The 16,643-nt window shown below is 72.5% G+C and carries 20 protein-coding genes; 16 read left to right on the forward strand and 4 right to left on the reverse strand.

Translation table 11 applies throughout. The annotated features are described in order from the left end of the window. Positions 1-29: 29 nt before the first annotated feature. The 12 genes from GTY47_RS16555 (at position 30) to GTY47_RS16605 (ending at position 8,586) form a co-directional block, all read left to right on the forward strand. The gene (locus tag GTY47_RS16555; protein ID WP_010032262.1) at positions 30-1,565 is read left to right on the forward strand and encodes a fused MFS/spermidine synthase; all 1,536 of its coding nucleotides are present in this window, start codon (positions 30-32) and stop codon (positions 1,563-1,565) included. A gap of 423 nt (positions 1,566-1,988) precedes the next feature. Then, the gene (locus tag GTY47_RS16560; RefSeq protein WP_004986771.1) at positions 1,989-2,192 is read left to right on the forward strand and encodes a cold-shock protein; all 204 of its coding nucleotides are present in this window, start codon (positions 1,989-1,991) and stop codon (positions 2,190-2,192) included. Between the two features lie 198 nt (positions 2,193-2,390). Continuing rightward, positions 2,391-3,878 (forward strand): DEAD/DEAH box helicase, encoded by a 1,488-nt coding sequence (locus GTY47_RS16565; protein ID WP_010032267.1) that lies wholly within the window; start codon positions 2,391-2,393, stop codon positions 3,876-3,878. A gap of 109 nt (positions 3,879-3,987) precedes the next feature. Beyond that, positions 3,988-4,272, forward strand: a complete 285-nt coding sequence (locus tag GTY47_RS16570; protein ID WP_050810143.1) for a CBS domain-containing protein — start codon at positions 3,988-3,990, stop codon at positions 4,270-4,272. A 46-nt stretch (positions 4,273-4,318) separates the two neighbouring features. Beyond that, positions 4,319-4,630 carry an SCO5918 family protein gene (locus GTY47_RS16575; protein WP_010032269.1) on the forward strand — a complete coding sequence of 104 codons (312 nt, stop codon included), beginning with the start codon at positions 4,319-4,321 and terminating at the stop codon, positions 4,628-4,630. Between the two features lie 471 nt (positions 4,631-5,101). Next, on the forward strand, positions 5,102-5,455 hold the full coding sequence (locus GTY47_RS16580; RefSeq protein WP_010032270.1) for a MerR family transcriptional regulator: 354 nt from the start codon (positions 5,102-5,104) through the stop codon (positions 5,453-5,455). Positions 5,456-5,494: 39 nt separating this feature from the next. Next, positions 5,495-5,851 carry a PRC-barrel domain-containing protein gene (locus tag GTY47_RS16585; protein WP_010032272.1) on the forward strand — a complete coding sequence of 119 codons (357 nt, stop codon included), beginning with the start codon at positions 5,495-5,497 and terminating at the stop codon, positions 5,849-5,851. Positions 5,852-5,888: 37 nt separating this feature from the next. Beyond that, complete coding sequence (locus tag GTY47_RS40265) at positions 5,889-6,059, forward strand: hypothetical protein (RefSeq protein WP_010032273.1); 171 nt, start codon at positions 5,889-5,891, stop codon at positions 6,057-6,059. A 121-nt stretch (positions 6,060-6,180) separates the two neighbouring features. Then, on the forward strand, positions 6,181-6,396 hold the full coding sequence (locus GTY47_RS16590; RefSeq protein WP_010032276.1) for a type II toxin-antitoxin system VapB family antitoxin: 216 nt from the start codon (positions 6,181-6,183) through the stop codon (positions 6,394-6,396). Further along, a complete protein-coding gene (locus GTY47_RS16595; RefSeq protein WP_010032278.1) occupies positions 6,393-6,815 on the forward strand; it encodes a PIN domain nuclease in 423 nt (140 codons plus the stop codon). Before GTY47_RS16590 ends, GTY47_RS16595 begins: the two co-directional genes overlap by 4 nt. Positions 6,816-6,885: 70 nt before the next feature. Further along, positions 6,886-7,512, forward strand: coding sequence for a glyoxalase (locus GTY47_RS16600; protein ID WP_010032281.1), 627 nt, complete (start codon positions 6,886-6,888; stop codon positions 7,510-7,512). Positions 7,513-7,584: 72 nt separating this feature from the next. Next, the gene (locus GTY47_RS16605) at positions 7,585-8,586 is read left to right on the forward strand and encodes an NAD-dependent epimerase/dehydratase family protein (protein ID WP_010032284.1); all 1,002 of its coding nucleotides are present in this window, start codon (positions 7,585-7,587) and stop codon (positions 8,584-8,586) included. A 31-nt stretch (positions 8,587-8,617) separates the two neighbouring features. On the opposite strand, the gene GTY47_RS16610 is transcribed toward GTY47_RS16605, so the two are convergent. Further along, on the reverse strand, positions 8,618-9,730 hold the full coding sequence (locus GTY47_RS16610; protein WP_010032285.1) for a HAMP domain-containing sensor histidine kinase: 1,113 nt from the start codon (positions 9,728-9,730) through the stop codon (positions 8,618-8,620). Continuing rightward, positions 9,727-10,458: a response regulator transcription factor gene (locus GTY47_RS16615; RefSeq protein WP_010032287.1), complete on the reverse strand. Its 732-nt coding sequence runs from the start codon at positions 10,456-10,458 to the stop codon at positions 9,727-9,729. The genes GTY47_RS16610 and GTY47_RS16615 overlap by 4 nt, the downstream gene beginning before the upstream one ends. 122 nt (positions 10,459-10,580) lie before the next feature. Between GTY47_RS16615 and GTY47_RS16620 the strand changes: the two genes are divergently transcribed. The 3 genes from GTY47_RS16620 to GTY47_RS41865 are packed head-to-tail and all read left to right on the forward strand — an operon-like array spanning position 10,581 to position 12,726. Beyond that, complete coding sequence (locus tag GTY47_RS16620) at positions 10,581-11,285, forward strand: glycosyltransferase family 2 protein (RefSeq protein WP_010032289.1); 705 nt, start codon at positions 10,581-10,583, stop codon at positions 11,283-11,285. Then, entirely contained in the window at positions 11,282-11,965 is a 684-nt protein-coding gene (locus GTY47_RS16625) for a DUF2064 domain-containing protein (protein WP_010032290.1), read from the forward strand. Before GTY47_RS16620 ends, GTY47_RS16625 begins: the two co-directional genes overlap by 4 nt. Next, on the forward strand, positions 11,962-12,726 hold the full coding sequence (locus GTY47_RS41865) for a methyltransferase domain-containing protein (RefSeq protein WP_029180640.1): 765 nt from the start codon (positions 11,962-11,964) through the stop codon (positions 12,724-12,726). The genes GTY47_RS16625 and GTY47_RS41865 overlap by 4 nt, the downstream gene beginning before the upstream one ends. A 310-nt stretch (positions 12,727-13,036) precedes the next feature. Here GTY47_RS41865 and GTY47_RS16640 read toward each other — a convergent pair whose 3' ends face one another. Further along, positions 13,037-14,302, reverse strand: coding sequence for a molybdopterin-dependent oxidoreductase (locus GTY47_RS16640; protein WP_010032293.1), 1,266 nt, complete (start codon positions 14,300-14,302; stop codon positions 13,037-13,039). A gap of 113 nt (positions 14,303-14,415) precedes the next feature. On the opposite strand from GTY47_RS16640, the gene GTY47_RS16645 reads away from it, so the two are divergent. Beyond that, on the forward strand, positions 14,416-15,756 hold the full coding sequence (locus GTY47_RS16645; protein WP_010032297.1) for a hypothetical protein: 1,341 nt from the start codon (positions 14,416-14,418) through the stop codon (positions 15,754-15,756). Between the two features lie 197 nt (positions 15,757-15,953). On the opposite strand, the gene GTY47_RS16650 is transcribed toward GTY47_RS16645, so the two are convergent. Further along, positions 15,954-16,616 (reverse strand): class I SAM-dependent methyltransferase, encoded by a 663-nt coding sequence (locus tag GTY47_RS16650; protein WP_010032299.1) that lies wholly within the window; start codon positions 16,614-16,616, stop codon positions 15,954-15,956. Positions 16,617-16,643: the final 27 nt, after the last annotated feature.

Consider the following 16,643-nt stretch of genomic DNA (forward strand, 5'->3'; position numbering starts at 1 on the left):
GGTGGCCCGGCCCGTGCGAGGATGCGCCCGTGACCGGATCGTCTTCCTCGTCTGTCGCCGGGGGCACGCCTCACAGCGACGGCCTGGGTTCCCGTGCCGCCGCCCTGCTGGTGTTCGGGTCGTCGGCCGCGGTCCTGGTGGTCGAGATCGTCGCTCTGCGGCTGCTGGCTCCCTACCTCGGCCTCACCCTCGAGACCAGCACGATGGTGATCGGCATCGCCCTCACCGCGATCGCTTTCGGCTCCTGGCTGGGCGGGCGCATCGCGGACCAGGTCGATCCACGCCGGCTCCTGGGCCCCGCGCTCGGAGTGTCGGGAGCGGTCGTCGCGCTCACCCCCGCCGTGCTGCGCACCAGTGCGGAGTGGGCGCCGGCGGTGCTCCTGCTGATCGCGTCGCTGACCATCCTCGTGCCGGGCGCGCTGCTCTCGGCGGTGACGCCGATCGTGACCAAGTTGCGTCTCACCAGCCTCGCCGAGACCGGAACGGTCGTCGGCCGGCTGTCCGGCGTCGGCACCGTCGGCGCCATCGTCGGCACCGTCCTCACCGGCTTCGTCCTCGTCTCGCGGTTGCCGGTCAGCGGCATACTGATCGGCCTCGGCGTTCTGCTGGTGGCCGGCTCGGCGGTGGTCGAGTGGCGCGCGCGTGGGTGGAGCGGCACCCCTGCCCTGACACTCGTGGTCGTGGCCGGCGGCCTCGCCACCACCGTCGCGCCCGGTGGCTGCGACGCGGAGACCAGGTACCACTGCGCACGGATCGTCGCGGACCCCGACCGGGACAGCGGCCGCACACTCGTCCTGGACGGCCTGCGACACTCCTACGTCGACCTCGACGACCCGACCTTCCTCGAGTTCGAGTACGTGCGCGCCATCGCGGCGGTGGTCGATGCCGCCTTCCCCGAAGGCGAGCCACTCGCCGCCCACCACGTGGGCGGCGGCGGGCTCACCTTTCCCCGTTACCTCGCTGCCACCCGGCCCGGGACGCGCAGCCTCGTGTCCGAGATCGACAGCGGGGTCGTGCGCATCGACCGCGACCGGCTCGGTCTGAAGTCGGACGCCGGTATCGACGTACGCGTCGAGGACGGCAGGCTCGGCCTGCGGCGACTGGACACCGGCAGTCGTGACCTCGTCGTCGGCGACGCCTTCGGGGGCGTCAGCGTGCCGTGGCACCTCACCACGGTCGAAGCGATGACCGATGTACGGCGGGTGCTCAAGGAGGACGGCCTGTACGTCGCCAACCTCATCGATCACGGTGGTCTGGCGTTCGCCCGGGCCGAAGTGGCCACCCTCCGCGAGACCTTCGAGCACGTCGCCCTCGTCGGCGAACCCGCCGACATCGGCCTCCACCCGACCGTCACCCCCCAGGGCGGCAATCTGGTGGTGATCGCCTCCGACCGGCCGGTCGACCCGCGCGCGACCCAGCGAGCGCTGAACGCCCGGCAGACCAGCTGGAAGATCACCACCGGCGACGACCTCACCTCCTGGACCGGCGACGCCCAACCGCTCACCGACGACTACGCACCCGTGGACCAGCTCCTCCAGCCGCACAGCCCGGGAAGCAGCGGGTGACAGGACCTCCGCCGCTCGCGACGGACTGCTGTCACCCGAACGCCGATGTGACCTTCCTCGCGATCGCGGGGTTCCGGCGCGTTCGCCGCGGTCCCGTCCGTCCCTGGGGACGGTCGCGGCGCAAGGCTCATCGAGGGAGGTCATGGCGCTGCACGCGGAGGCAGCGACAGGAACAGTGCATCCCCGCGGGGCCAATATCTGTTTTTGTGAGATGAGAAATTGGCGCGGCCCCCGGCGAGTATTCCTCGATCGCCGACCGGGGCGAAATCAGCGAACCGTACGGGGTCGGTCGCGCCATGCTACTGTCGATCTCAGTTGCAGGTGTGGTTGCCAAAAGGTTCATTTTCCTACGGGGTAATCAGCACGGCGACGCGGGATCCGCACAGGGCGAATTCCGAACATCGTCTCCGAAGGAGAATTAACATGGCTACTGGCACCGTGAAGTGGTTCAACGCGGAAAAGGGCTTCGGCTTCATCGAGCAGGACGGCGGCGGCGCCGACGTCTTCGCCCACTACTCGAACATCGCTGCCCAGGGCTTCCGTGAGCTGCTGGAAGGCCAGAAGGTGTCCTTCGACATCGCCCAGGGCCAGAAGGGCCCGACGGCCGAGAACATCGTTCCCGCCTGACATCGCGGCAGCAACGCATATTTCGCAGCTGGGGCCCGCACCTTGGGGTGCGGGCCCCAGCTCGCTGCTTTTCAGGGCGCGCGACAAGAACGCCGCGCTCAACATCTCAGGCTCGTTCTCGCGATTCTCTGCGCCGTTTGTTTTTGCTGCGGAAATTCCTTGCTACGTGCCTACGAGCTCCATCGAGGAAGGTTCCGCTTGAACCGCGCACGCACCACCCGCACGCCCCGCACCTACGACCGCTCCCGGGGTGCTGCCCCCAAGGGCTCCGGCGCTCCGCGGCGCTCCAGGGGCTACGACCGCCGACCGGCCGCTCCCCAGGGGGAGTTCGCGCTGCCGGTGACGACCACGCCGGCGCTGCCCGCCGTCGAGGCGTTCGCCGACCTCGCCCTGCCGGCGCCGCTGCTGGCCGCGCTCGGCCACGAGGGCGTGACCGTACCGTTCCCCATCCAGGGCGCGACCCTGCCGAACTCCCTCGCCGGACGTGACGTCCTCGGCCGCGGGCGAACGGGATCGGGCAAGACCCTCGCCTTCGGCCTCGCGCTGCTGGCCCGTACCGCCGGCCGGCGCGCGGCCCCCCGGCAGCCGCTCGCCCTGGTCCTCGTCCCCACCCGCGAGCTCGCCCAGCAGGTGACCGACGCGCTCACCCCGTACGCCCGCTCCGTGCGGCTGAAGCTGGCCACCGTGGTCGGCGGCATGTCGATCGGCAGGCAGGCGGGGGCGCTGCGGGCCGGCGCCGAGGTCGTCGTCGCGACGCCGGGGCGGCTCAAGGACCTCATCGACCGTGGCGACTGCCGGCTGGACGACGTCGCCATCACCGTCCTGGACGAGGCCGACCAGATGGCCGACATGGGCTTCATGCCCCAGGTCACCGCACTGCTCGACCAGGTGCGACCCGAGGGGCAGCGGATGCTCTTCTCGGCCACCCTGGACCGCAACGTCGACCTGCTCGTCCGCCGCTACCTGACGGACCCGGTGGTCCACTCCGTCGACCCGTCGGCAGGTGCGGTCACCACGATGGAGCACCATGTGCTCCACGTTCACGAAGCGGACAAGCACCGCACGACGACCGAGATCGCGGCGCGGGACGGCCGGGTGATCATGTTCCTGGACACCAAGCGCGCCGTGGACCGGCTGACCGAGCACCTGCTGAACAACGGCGTCCGCGCCGCGGCTCTGCACGGCGGCAAGTCCCAGCCGCAGCGCACGCGGACGCTCGCGCAGTTCAAGACCGGCCATGTGACGGTGCTGGTGGCGACCAACGTCGCGGCCCGCGGCATCCACGTCGACAACCTCGACCTCGTCGTCAACGTGGATCCGCCCACCGACCACAAGGACTACCTGCACCGCGGCGGCCGTACCGCCCGCGCAGGCGAGTCCGGCAGCGTCGTCACCCTCGTGACACCCGGCCAGCGCCGCGGCATGAACCGGCTGATGGCCTCGGCCGCCATCACCCCCCAGGTCACGCCGGTGCGTTCGGGTGAGGCGGAACTGAGCCGCATCACGGGCGCCCAGACGCCGTCCGGTGTCCCCGTCGTCATCACCGCACCCGCCCCGGCACATCCCCGCCGTGGCGCGTCGTCCGGGGCGCCCTCGTCCCGGGGCCGCCGCCCCTCCCGGGGGCGCCCCACCGGACAGGCGGGGCGGCGCACGGCGCAGCGGCCCGCCTACGACCCGGCGGCCTAGTGGCGTCGGTCGGCAGTCGCCCCGCAGCTCTTTCGAGGAGGCAGCTTTGACACCGGTTCAGACACAGCGCCGGCAGACGGATCCCTGCCCCGTGACCGTGATCGACGGCATGGACGCGTCCGGCCCCCGGGTCCGGGACGACATGACCGTCGAGGTCGCCCTGTCCGTCATGGCCGGCGCCCGGGTCGAGCACCTCCTCCTGTGCGACGCGGACGACCAGTGCACGGGCTGGGTCACCCGAGCCGAACTCGCCGTTCACCGCGGCAGCTCCGCGTACACGGACCGCACCCGGCTGCGTGACGTCCTCGGCGGGCCGCTCGCCTCGCCCGTCCCCCGGATCGCCGTCCTCGGGGAGCACGACCGGACCCCGGGCGTCCTCGCCCTCTCCGGCTGATCCGCCTCGCCCGTTCGGCCCGTTCTCCTTCTCCCTGAGGGGCATCATGCGCTGTGTCATCGCCCGGTACCCGTTCGACCTGACGAAGAACGGGGTGCTGGCCTCGATGAAGGGCATCACGCCCGAGCTCGTCACGGGTGAGTCCGTGACCATCGGCCGTCGCCGCTACCCCGTCAAGCAGGTGGGCCAGGTCATCACCCGGCAGGACCCCCGCGACTTCACCGCCGGCGAGGTCGTCCGGGCCATGACCCGCCTCGGCTTCACCTGCCACGCCCAGCCCGAGGCCGCGCCCGTGCGCGCGGCCACTCCGCTCCAGACCGCGTCGGCACTGCTCGGCGCCGCGTCCCTGGACGCGTGAGGACGGGCGGACGCCCCGCCCCACCCGATCCCGATGAGGGCCCTGCCGACGCGCGTCGGCAGGGCCCTCGTCGTCGTGCCGTCCCGCCGTCCTTGTGGGTCACAGGATGCGCCACAGGGAATCTGCGCCTCCAGCGAACAAAAATCTACTCTTGTCAGAGTAGACATTGGACACTGCCCCGGTTAGCCTTTTTCTCGTTGACACGGATCACTGATCGGAGAAGGACGGAGGAGCAGACGCCATCAGGATCGCCCGGCGCGAGCAGCGCTCGGCCGGGTACCGCAAGACCCCGGATTGGAAGGTGGTCCCCGGTCACGCAGCCGCGATCCCCGCACACCCCCTCCTGCAGGGCCGGTAGCGGAAACAGAAGGTCGGCGCAGCATTAGGGCCGACAGATGGTGTTCAATTTCCTTCGGGGCCCTGGTGCCGTACGGCACCAGGGCCCCTCGACGCGTTGTACTACGAGGTGACATGACAGCAGATACCCCGCTCAGCGATCGTCTGGACGACGACGACTACCCCGCGTACACCATGGGGCGGGCCGCCGAGATGCTCGGCACCACCCCGGCCTTCCTCCGCGCCATCGGTGAGGCTCGTCTGATCACTCCGCTGCGCTCGGAGGGCGGACACCGCCGGTACTCCCGCTACCAGCTGCGCATCGCCGCGCGCGCCCGCGAGCTCGTCGACCGGGGCACCCCGATCGAGGCCGCCTGCCGCATCGTCATCCTCGAGGACCAGCTCGAGGAAGCTCAGCGCATCAACGCCGAGTACCGCCGCCGTGCCGGTCACGACGCGCCCGAAGGGTCCGTCGCCGATCCCCGCTGATCACCTGACGAATTGCGCGAACCAGACAGGGGGCGCGGCATGATCCGTTCAGCTGACATCCGCGAATGGCGTGACCACGACGTGGTCGACCCCAAGCAGCACAAGATCGGCATGCTCGAAGCGGTCTACGTGGACACCGCCACCGACCAACCGGCCATGGCCACCGTCCGGACCGGGCTGCCCAGCCGCCGGCGCCTGGTCTTCGTCCCCCTCGACGACGCCGTTCTCGGGCCGGGCTACGTCCAGGTGCCCTACGCCAGGGGACAGGTGCGCAAAGCCCCCTCGATCGGCACGGACGACGTCCTGCCGGCCGAGCGGGAGGAGGAGATCTTCCAGCACTACGGCATGACGTACCAGGCGGGAGCAGGGGGCGAACGCCGGCTCGCCCGCCGTTGACCGCAGGCGCGTGGCACAGGAGAGGTGGTCCGCGGTGATGGCGCTCTTCCTTCTGGTCGTCCTCGTGGCCGTCGCCCTGGGAATCATCGGCGTGGCAGCGGACGGCCTCGGCTATCTCCTCGCCATCGGCATCGTGCTCCTCGCCGTCGACGTCATCTTCTTCGCGGTACGGCTGTCCCGGCGCGCGGGTCGGCGGCCCGTGCGCTGACGACGGCAGGCGTGCGACCGGGCATCCTGCCCGGCTGGACCAGCTCGGGCCCGGCCAGTCCATCGATACGCGAGGAGAGATATCCTTGGATGCATCGATGATATCCATGGAGGTGCATCCGATGAGTCGGACCGTGATCGACCTCGATGACCAGCTGGTGGCGGACGTGGCCAAGGCGCTCGGTACCAGCACCAAGAAGGAGACGGTCAATACCGCCCTGCGCGAAGTGCTCGAGAACCGGCGCCGGGCGCTGGCCCTCACCCGGCTGCGGGCGGCGGCGGAGGAAGGCGCCTTCGATCTGGACATCTTCGAGGACAAGGGGAACTACCGCCGGTGAACGCCGCGCAGTTCCTGATCGACACCAGCGCGCTCGCCCGGCTGCTGCGCGGCGACGCCGAGCAGTACGGGTGGGACCAGGCGGCGGCAGCCGGGCTCATCGCCACCTGCCCCGTTACCGAGCTGGAGTTCTTCTACAGCGCTCGCTCCGCCGCCGACCGCACACAGGGCATCGAGGACATGCGCCTGCTCTTCGGCTGGGTGCCGGTGGACGACCGCGCATACGACCGCGCCTGGCAGGTCCAGGAGATCCTCACCGAGCGCGGACAGCACCGCAGCGCCGGAGCCGTCGACCTCGTGGTGGCCGCCACAGCCGAGCTGCAAGGACTGACACTCCTGCACCGTGACCGGGACTTCGAGTGCATCGCCGCCGTCACCGGCCAGGCACTCCAGTGGTACGGCCCCGAAGCCGGTAAGTGAGCCGGGGGCGTCCTCGTTCCGGTCAGGAATCGAGAAGCGCGGGTCCCGAGCCGTGCCTAGCGTCGGTGTCATGACTTCCATCGAATCCGTCACCCTCGAAGTGGACGACCCCGCCGCCGCCCGCCGCTTCTACAGCAGCGCGTTCGGACTGGACGGACAGGTGCGCGTGCGGGCCTCAAAGGCTCCTGCGGCCGGCTTCCGCGGGTTCACCCTGTCGCTCGTGGTGTCCCAGCCGGCCGATGTCAACGCCCTCGTCGACGCCGCCGTGGAGGCCGGTGCCACGACGCTGAAGCCCGCCGCCAGGTCGCTGTGGGGTTACGGGGGTGTCGTGCAGGCACCGGACGGGACGATCTGGCAGGTCGCGTCGTCGTCGAAGAAGGACACCGGCCCGGCCACCCGGCGGATCGACGAGATCGTGCTCCTGCTGGGGGTCGCGGACATGGCCCGGAGCAAGCGGTTCTACGTCGAGCACGGCCTCCCCGTCGCGAAGAGCTTCGGCAGCAGGTACGTCGAGTTCGCCACCGGGCCGGGCTCGGTCAAGCCGGCGCTGTACAAGCGCCGGGGCCTGGCCAAGCTCGTCGGCGTCGCTCCCGACGGCACCGGATCGCACCGGCTCACGGTCAACGGCGACACCGGGCCCTTCACCGACCCGGACGGGTTCGCGTGGGCGACGGCTTCGCAGACCGTGTCGCCGTGACCGACCTTACGGAGTCGTGACGTACGGGCGCGGTCCCGTGGTGCGCCGGGGTCGCGGGCCTAGCGTGGCCGTATGCGTGTACTGGTCACCGGCGGTGCCGGGTTCATCGGGTCCCATGTGGTCGCGGCCCTGCGGGAGCGCGGGCACGAGGCGGTCGTGTTCGACGTGCGGGAGGACGCCGGTGCCGACGTACGGGTTCCGGCCGCCGTCGGCCGTGCCCTGGCCGGGGTGGACGCGGTGTGTCACCAGGCCGCGAGGGTCGGGCTCGGCGACGGGGTCGCCGACGCGGCGGAGTACGTCTCCCACAACGACCTCGGGACCGCCGTACTCCTCACCGCCATGGCGGAGGCGGATGTACGGCGTCTCGTGCTGGCCGGGTCGATGGTGGTCTACGGGGAGGGGCGGTACGAGTGCCCCCGGCACGGGGTCGTACGGCCCGGGCCGCGTGCCGTCACCGACCTCGGCGCCGGCCGGTTCGAGCCGCCGTGCCCGGTGTGCGGGGCGGACCTCGTCCCCGGGCTGGTCGGCGAGGACGCCCCGGCCGACCCGAGGAACGTGTACGCGACGACCAAGCTGACCCAGGAACACCTGGCCGCCGCCTGGGCCCGCTGCACGGGCGGCTCGGCGGTGTCGCTGCGCTACCACAACGTGTACGGGCCCGGCATGCCCCGCGACACCCCGTACGCCGGTGTCGCCTCCTTCTTCCGCTCGGCGCTCGCCCGGGGCGAGGCACCGCGCGTGTTCGAGGACGGGCGGCAGCGCAGGGACTTCGTGCACGTCCGGGACGTGGCGGCGGCCAATGCCGTGGTCCTGGAGGCGGAGGCCGCCCCGGGTGTGCTGACGGCGTACAACACCGGCAGCGGCGACCCGCACACCGTCGGGGAGATGGCCCGGGCGCTGGCCGCCGCGTACGGCGGGCCCGAGCCCGTCGTCACCGGCGAGTACCGGCTCGGGGACGTACGGCACATCACAGCGGACTCGTCGCGACTGCGAGCCGAGTCGGGCTGGAAGCCGGCGGTCGGGTTCGAGGAGGGCATGGCGGAGTTCGCGCGGGCCGGGATGCGGGAGGCGTAGGCCCCCCGATGGACCGGTGGTGCTGCCCGCGTTACGAAGCGGCCGCGGGCAGCACCACCTCGAAACGACAGCCGCCGGGGATGTTCCGTACGCTGGCCCGGCCTTGGTGCGCCTCCACGATCCCCCGGACGATGGCGAGGCCGAGGCCCGCTCCGGCCGGGGGCGTCCGGGCGTGTGTGCCGCGCCAGCCGGTGTCGAAGACGCGCGGCAGGTCCTCGTCGGGGATGCCGCCGCAGCCGTCCGTCACGGACAGCACCACGCCCTCGGTGGAGCGTTCCGCGCTGACGGCGACCGTGCCGTCGGCCGGGGTCCGGCGGATGGCGTTGACCAGCAGGTTGCCCAGCACCCGGCTCATCTCCTTGCCGTCCACCTCCACCGGCACCGGCTCGATACGGCCGCCCACCAGCCGCACCCCGTGCTCCCGGGCGAGCGGGTCGGCTCCCGCCAGCGCGTCGCCCACCAGGTCGTACAGGGAGATCCGGCTGGGTGCCAGGGCGAGCGCGCCGGCGTGGATGCGGGAGAGTTCGAAGAGGTCGCCCACCATGTCGTTGAGGCGTTCGACCTCGGTGCGGATCTGCTTCAGATAGCGGCCGGGGTCGGCGGCGACGCCGTCCTCCAGGGCCTCCGACATGGCCCGCAGACCGGCCAGCGGGGTGCGCAGGTCGTGCGAGATCCAGGCGACGAGTTCCCGCCGGGAGGTCTCCAACGCGCGTTCCCGCTCCCGGGATTCGGCGAGTCTGGCGCTGGTGGCGGCCAGTTCGCGGCTCAGGTGGTCCAGTTCGGCGGTCGTCGGGCCGACGGGGGCGGCGAAGTTCCCGCCGTCGCCGAAGGAGCGTGCGGCCACGGCGAGTGCGCGGCTGCGGGCGACGACCCAGCGGCCCAGCAGCAGCGCGGTGGCCAGGGAGACGACGGCCGCCATGGCGACGACGGTCGTGACGACGGTCAGGTCGTGCGGGGAGAGGAACATCGCCCAGGCGACGGCGAGCGTGCCCGCGAGCATCGCGACGACGCCGACCGCCGCGACCACGGCGAGCGAGGCGGTGAGCGACCGGCGCCGGATCAGGCGCAGCACCCCGGCCCCGGCCAGGCCGGTGGCCGCGGCACCGGCGAAGGCGTACAGGGCGATGAGGAGCGTGTCGTTCACGATCCGGCCTCCGCTCCCGTGGGGTCGAAGCGGTAGCCCACGCCCCACACGGTCTGGATCAGGCGGGGCCGGGCCGGGTCGTCCTCGACCTTGCCGCGCAGGCGGCGGACGTGGACCGTGACGGTCGACAGGTCGCCGAAGTCCCACCCCCACACCTCGCGCATCAGGTCCTCGCGGCCGAAGGCCCGCCCCGGGTGCCGCAGGAAGAAGGAGAGCAGGTCGAACTCGCGGAGGGTGAGGGCGAGTTCGGTGCCGTTCTTGGTGGCCCGGCGGGCTGCCGGGTCGACGGTCAGACCGGCTGCTCCCAGCCGGTGCCCGGGGGCGGCGGGCCGGCTGCGGCGCAGCACCGACTCCACGCGCAGCACCAGTTCGCGGGGGCTGAAGGGCTTGGTGACGTAGTCGTCGGCGCCGACCTCCAGGCCCAGGATGCGGTCGTCCTCGTCACCGCGGGCGGTGAGCATGACGACCGGGACCGGCCCGTGTCCGCGCAGCCGTCGGCACACCTCCAGGCCGTCCATCCCGGGCAGCATCAGGTCGAGGACGACCAGGTCCGGCCAGTGCGCGGCGGCGCGGGTGAGGGCGGCCGGGCCGTCGCCGGCGCGGTCGACGACGTAACCGGCGCGGTCCAGGTACCCGGCGACGACCTCGGCGACGGTCGGGTCGTCGTCGACGACCAGGACCCGCGGGGTCCCCTCCGGGGTCTCCTCGTGCTGTTGCGGCTGCTGCATGGTTCCAGCGTCGCACCGGGCCGCCGGCGATGGCCCGTCCGGACGCCCCTCGGCCGTCGACGTCCGCGTTTCGTAAGGAGCGGGAGTCCGGTATGCCCGTTTCGCGTTCGTAGGGTGAGACCGTGACGACGACTCCTTCGGACGTCGACGTGGTGCTGCCCTGCCTGAACGAGGCCGAGGCCCTGCCCTGGGTGCTCGAACGGATCCCGCCGGGCTGGCGCGCACTCGTCGTCGACAACGGTTCCACCGACGGCTCGGCCCAGGTCGCCCGCGCGCTGGGCGCGACGGTCGTGCACGAGCCGCGCCGGGGCTTCGGCGCGGCCTGCCACGCCGGGCTGATGGCCGCCACCGCCGACGTGGTGTGCTTCTGCGACTGCGACGCCTCCCTCGACCCTTCGCTCCTCGTCCCCTTCGTGCGCGAGGTGCGAGGCGGCGGCGCCGACCTGGTTCTCGGGCGGCGGCGACCGCGGGGGCGGGGCGCGTGGCCCGCGCACGCCCGTGCCGGGAACCTCGCGCTCGCGCGGATGCTGCGCCGCCGCACCGGGCTGCGGCTGCACGACCTCGGTCCCCTGCGCGCCGCCCGCCGCGAGCCGCTGCTCGCCCTCGGTCTCACCGACCGGCGCAGCGGCTATCCGCTCCAGATGGTGGTGCGCGCGGCCGACGCCGGCTGGCGGATCGCCGAGTACGACGTGCCGTATCTGCCGCGCACCGGTGCCTCGAAGGTGACGGGCACATGGCGGGGCACCTGGCAGGCGGTACGGGACATGAGCCGGGTGCTGGGCGAGGCGCCCGGCGAGGCTCCGGCCGTGGGGAGGGGCGTACGGTGACCGCGCTGCTCGTCATCGCCAAGGAGCCGCGCCCCGGCCGGGTCAAGACCCGGCTCACCCCGCCCTTCACGCCCCGTCAGGCCGCGTCCCTCGCCGAGGCGTCCCTCGCCGACACCCTGGACGCGGTGGCGGCGGCCCCGGCCGGGCGCAGGGTCCTCGTCCTCGACGGGGAGCCCGGCCCCTGGCTGCCGCCCGGCTTCGACGTCGTACCGCAGTGCGCGGGCGGTCTCGACGAGCGGCTGGCGGACGCGTTCGCGCGCTGTGCCGGTCCGGCCCTGCTCATCGGCATGGACACGCCGCAGGTGACGCCGGAGCTGCTCGCCGTGGACTTCACCGGCTGCGACGCCTGGTTCGGCCCGGCCGAGGACGGCGGCTTCTGGGCCCTCGGCCTGGCCCGCCCCGACCCGGCGCTGCTGCGGGGCGTGCCCATGTCGACCTCCGCGACGGGGGCGGTCCAGCGGGACCGGCTCGTCGCGGCGGGCCTGCGGGTCCGCGACCTGCCCCGCCTGCGCGACGTCGACACGGCGGCCGACGCCCACGCGGTCGCCGCGCTGGCCCCGGGCGGCCGGTTCGCGGCGCGGCTGGCCGGTTGTGCGGCGCCGGCCTCCCGCACGGACGGGGGTGCGGGGCGGCTTTCTCCGTGTGCGGCGCCGGACTCCCGCCCGGCCGGGCCCCGATGAGCGCCCCGCCCGTCACCGCCGTCGCCTGGGCAGCCGCCGACCCCTACGCCGCTGCCCTGCGCGCCGGTCAGGGGCCGCTGTTCCTGCGGCGGGCCGACGGCTGGCTGCTGCCGCTGGAGGTGGAGCGCTGGTGTGCGCGGGCCGATGCGGTGGACCGGGGCGTGCTGGACCGGTGCGAGGGGACCGTGCTGGACGTGGGATGCGGGCCCGGGCGGCTCGTGGCGGAACTCGCCGCGCGGGGCCGGGCCGTACTCGGCATCGACGTCAGCGCCGCCGCCGTCGACCACACCGTACGGATGGGGGGCCAGGCGCTGCGGCGCTCGGTGTTCGAGCCGCTGCCCGGCGAGGGCCGCTGGGACACCGTCCTGCTCATGGACGGCAACATCGGCATCGGCGGCGACCCGCGCGCCCTGCTGGACCGGGTGGCCGGACTCCTGCGCCCCGGCGGTCTGTTGATCGCCGAGACCGCGCCGGTGGACATCGACGAACGCGCCCACGTGCGGGTCGTCGGCCGCACGGACGCGCGCGGCACCGGCGATCCCTTCCCCTGGGCGCGGCTCGGCACGCCCGCCCTGCTCCGGTACGCCCGGGGTTGGACACGGGCCGGTCAGTGGACGGCCGACGGCCGCCGCTTCGCCGCCCTGCGCAGCCGCAGCAGCCGCACCGCCAGCAGCAGCGCCGAGCCGCCGAAGAGGACGGCGGTGATCAGCAGCCAGCGGGCGGCGAACACGTCCGCGGGCAGCCCGGTGGCGGACCGGTAGCGCCGCTCCACCATGCCGCTGACCAGCGGGAACCATACGAGGAGCAGCAGCCCGGAGAGAGCCGCCGGTACGCGCACGTAACGCACCCACTCGCGGCGCGTGCCGAGCCCCCGTACGACCGCCCGGTCCAGGGCCGCGTACAACGGCAGCAGCACGAGGTCGTGCAGCAGCGCCGCGCCGACGAACCACAGCGCCACGCCGAGCCAGTCACCGGCGAGCAGCCGTACGCCCGCGTAGGCGGCCAGCGCGAACGAGCAGGTGAGCAGGAGAAGTTGGAAGGGGCTTCCGACGGGGAAGCGCGGCCGGCGCATCACAGGTCTCCGAACGTCATCCGGGCCACCCACTTGGTGTTGAGCACACCGGGTGCCGCGGGCACGATGATCCGCGCCGGGTAGCCGTGGTCGGGGGACAGCTCCTCGCCGTTGACGTACAGGGCGAGGAGGGAACGCGGGTCGGCCACCTGGTTGGCGCGCAGGGCGGCGCTGCGGAAGGCGCCGTGCCGCTGGAGGGACTCGACGAACACGTCCGGCGGGTTGTCGCCGTCGTAGCCGACGAGCGCCGCGAGATCGCGCAGCCGCACCCCGCGCCACCACTGGTCCGACGTCGACCAGCCCTCCACACAGGCGATGGGCAACGCCGAGCTGTGCAAGGGGAGTCCGGCGAGCAGGGCGCGGCTGAGGCGGACGGTGCCCGTGCGCCCGGTGACGACGAGCCGCCATGCCTCGTCGCTCGTCTCGGCCCTGCTGATCCCCCTGGACGCGGCGGTCTTGTTGATCTGGAAGCCGTTCGGTCCGCTGCCGGGATCGCCGCCGCCGTGCGGTGCGAGGAGGGCGGTGCGCCGCAGCGGACCGTCGAAGTTCTGGCCGACCGTCGTCGCGAACAGCAGCAGCGAGCCGCCCCCGACGAACCACAGGGCACCGCGCCGGGAGACGGTCGGCTCGGCGGGGCGCGGCGACACGAGGTCGTTCCGCTCCTCCCGCAGGTGCCGCAGATTGCGCAGTGCCGTGGGCGTCTTCAGCAGCGCGTGGGCGACGAAGGCGGCGAAGAACACCCAGGCTCCGTAGAAGTGCAGCGGGTAGAAGGAGCCGGGGAAGACGTAGTCGAGCTGGACGTTGAGCACACCGGTCACGAACTCGAACAGCGCACCGCCCACCAGGAGCAGCAGCGAGATCCGCTCCAGGGCGTGCGTGAGCGAGCGGGCCGGCGGCAGCGCGAACAGCCTCGGGATCACCGACCAGAGCTTGGCGAGCAGGACGGGGATCAGCGTGATGCCGAGGGTGACGTGGACGCCCTGGTTGAGCCGGTACAGCCAGTGCGGGTGTGTCGGCCAGGCGAAGAGGTAGAAGCCGAGGATCCCCTTGTCCGGGGTCTTGTCGTTCACCGGCGACAGGTCCGGGTTGTAGGCGGCGTACGAGACCAGGCCAGTCACGAACAGCACGGTGATGCCGGCGAGCAGGACGACGCCCAGCACGGAGGTGAACCAGGGACCGCGCAGGGGGCTGCGCCAGAAGCCGGGCGAGGAGGGAAGCCGGGGGGCGTCTCGCGAGGGATGCCGTGGAGCGTCGGGGTCGCGCATGTCCCGACGGTAGGCCGGGACCACCCCATGAAAGGGTGCGCAACCCATGACGAAACGCTGACGTCCGGCCCGGACGGCGGTCCGCGCCCGCTCTGTCGGCCTAGCGTTCCGACGTGACCCGCTCCCTCCGCCGTGACCTGTACGCCGCCGGGGCCGCTGCCCTGCTGGTGACGGCCGCCGTCCTGATCGGCCGCCACATCCAGGGCACCAGCCGCACCCTGTTCGTCGACTGGCCCCCGCTGCTGGCGTCCTGGGGCCCCCACCTGGGCCCCGGCACCCCGGCGGCCGTGGTCCTGGCGATCGCCACCGTGGCGTACGGCCCCACGCTCGCGGCCCGACTCCCCTGGCGGGCTCTGCTCGCCCTGACCTGGGGCACGGCCACGGCGTGGATCTGCTCCCTGGCCCTGATCGACGGCTGGGACCGGGGCATCGCACGCCGGCTCACCACCCGCTACGAGTACCTCCAGGTCATCGACCGCTTCGAGAACATCCCGGCAGCGCTACGAGACTTCACCCACCACATCCTCCTCGACTCACCCGACAACTGGCCCGCCCACATCGCCGGCCACCCGCCCGCGGCCACGCTCACCTTCGTCCTGCTCGACCGGATCGGGCTGCGGGGCGGCGGCTGGGCGGGAATGTGGTGCATCACCGTCGGGGCGACGGCCTGCCTCGCCGTGCTGGTCACGATCCGCGTTCTGGCCGACGAGTCCCTCGCGCGCAGGGCGGCCCCCTTCCTCGTCCTCGCCCCGGCGGCCGTGTGGATGGGCACCTCGGCCGACGCGTACTTCGCGGCGGTGGCGGCGTGGGCGGTGGCGCTGCTGGCCCTGGCGGTCACGAGACGGTCGCTGTGGTGGGCCGGGGCATCCGGCCTCCTCTTCGGCCTGACCTGCTACCTCTCCTACGGCCTCACACTCGTCGCGCTGATCGCGGCGGCGGTACTGGTGCTCGGCCGGCACGGCATCCGGGAGCGCCCCGCTCTGCTGGTGCCGCTGCTCGCCGGAGCGGCCGTGGTCCCGGCGGCGTTCACGCTCGCCGGGTTCGACTGGTGGGAGGCGTACCGCCTGCTGGTGACGCGCTACCACCAGGGCGCGGGCGGCATCCGTCCCTACGGCTACTGGGTGTGGGCCAACCTGGCCTGCACGGTGCTCATCACGGGCCTGGCGACGGCGGCGGGCCTGCGCCGGACGGGAGCGGTGCTGTTCCGCCGCCGCGCCGGCACGCCCCACCCCCGTGCCGAGCCCCGCCTCGCACTCCTCGTCTCCGCCGCGCTCCTCGCCCTGCTGGTCGCCGACCTGTCCGGCATGAGCAAGGCGGAAACGGAACGCATCTGGCTCCCCTTCGCGCTGTGGCTCCTCCCGTCCTGCGCGCTGCTTCCCCACCCACGGGCGTGGCTCACCGGGCAGGTGGTGCTGGCGTTGCTGCTCAATCATTTGCTGTTGACGGGGTGGTGACCCGGACAGTTTCTACGACAGGAAACGGCCCGGCCGATGGAGGGAACTGCTCCAGCGCCGCCGGGACAACGACCTGTGAGCCCTGCCCGGCGGCGGCATGGAACCTGGGGTAGACCTCGCACTCGCCCGCACCGGTCCGCAACGCCCGCACGGCGGGCTCGACGCACGCCCTCCCCATGATCTGGGTCCGATCGTGATCAAGACTCCCCAGCCCGGTTGCCGGCACCCCAGAAGAACGGGCCGGCTGTCGGCGTGACCGTGATGTCCCAGCCGAGCTCGCGAAGCCGCCTTTCCAGTTGTGCCGGCTCATACGGAACTTTGACGATTCGGTACGCCGTGCCATCAGGGATGCGCCGCTGGATGGTGGACGATGCCGGGCCCTCGACGAGCTCCTCCGGCGTGCGGTAGTGGTCATCGACGAAGAACACCCGGCCCTGCGGCGCGAGGGCAGTGGTCACCAGAGACCAGAAGGACTCGAATCGCCTGGCCGGCACGTGCGAGAGCCAGCACCCCATGAACACGACGTCATAACGGCGGTCGGGTTCCCAGGCGAACAGGTCAGCCTCGACGAATCTCACCTGGGCACCATCAGGGACGCGGCTCGCGGCGATCGCGAGCATGTCCGGGGACGCATCGACGGCAGTGACGTCACCGGCGTGGCGGAGCAGCTGAGGGGTCCAGGTGCCGGGACCACAGGCCAGTTCCAGCACACTGCCCGCCGGACGGAACGCGTCGAGCGCCTCAGCCGACTCAGCGCCGCCGGGAAGATCGAGCAGCTGGTCAAGGTAGTCCGGGGCAAGGGCACTGTAGTAGGCACGCTGTTCGGACAGGAGCCGTTCCTGAGCTGATCCGGTGTTCATGGCGACACTGTGGGACTTGCCCCAGAG

The organism is Streptomyces sp. SID5464 (assembly GCF_009862985.1).
In the GTDB taxonomy this organism is placed as follows: Bacteria; Actinomycetota; Actinomycetes; order Streptomycetales; family Streptomycetaceae; genus Streptomyces; species Streptomyces chartreusis_D.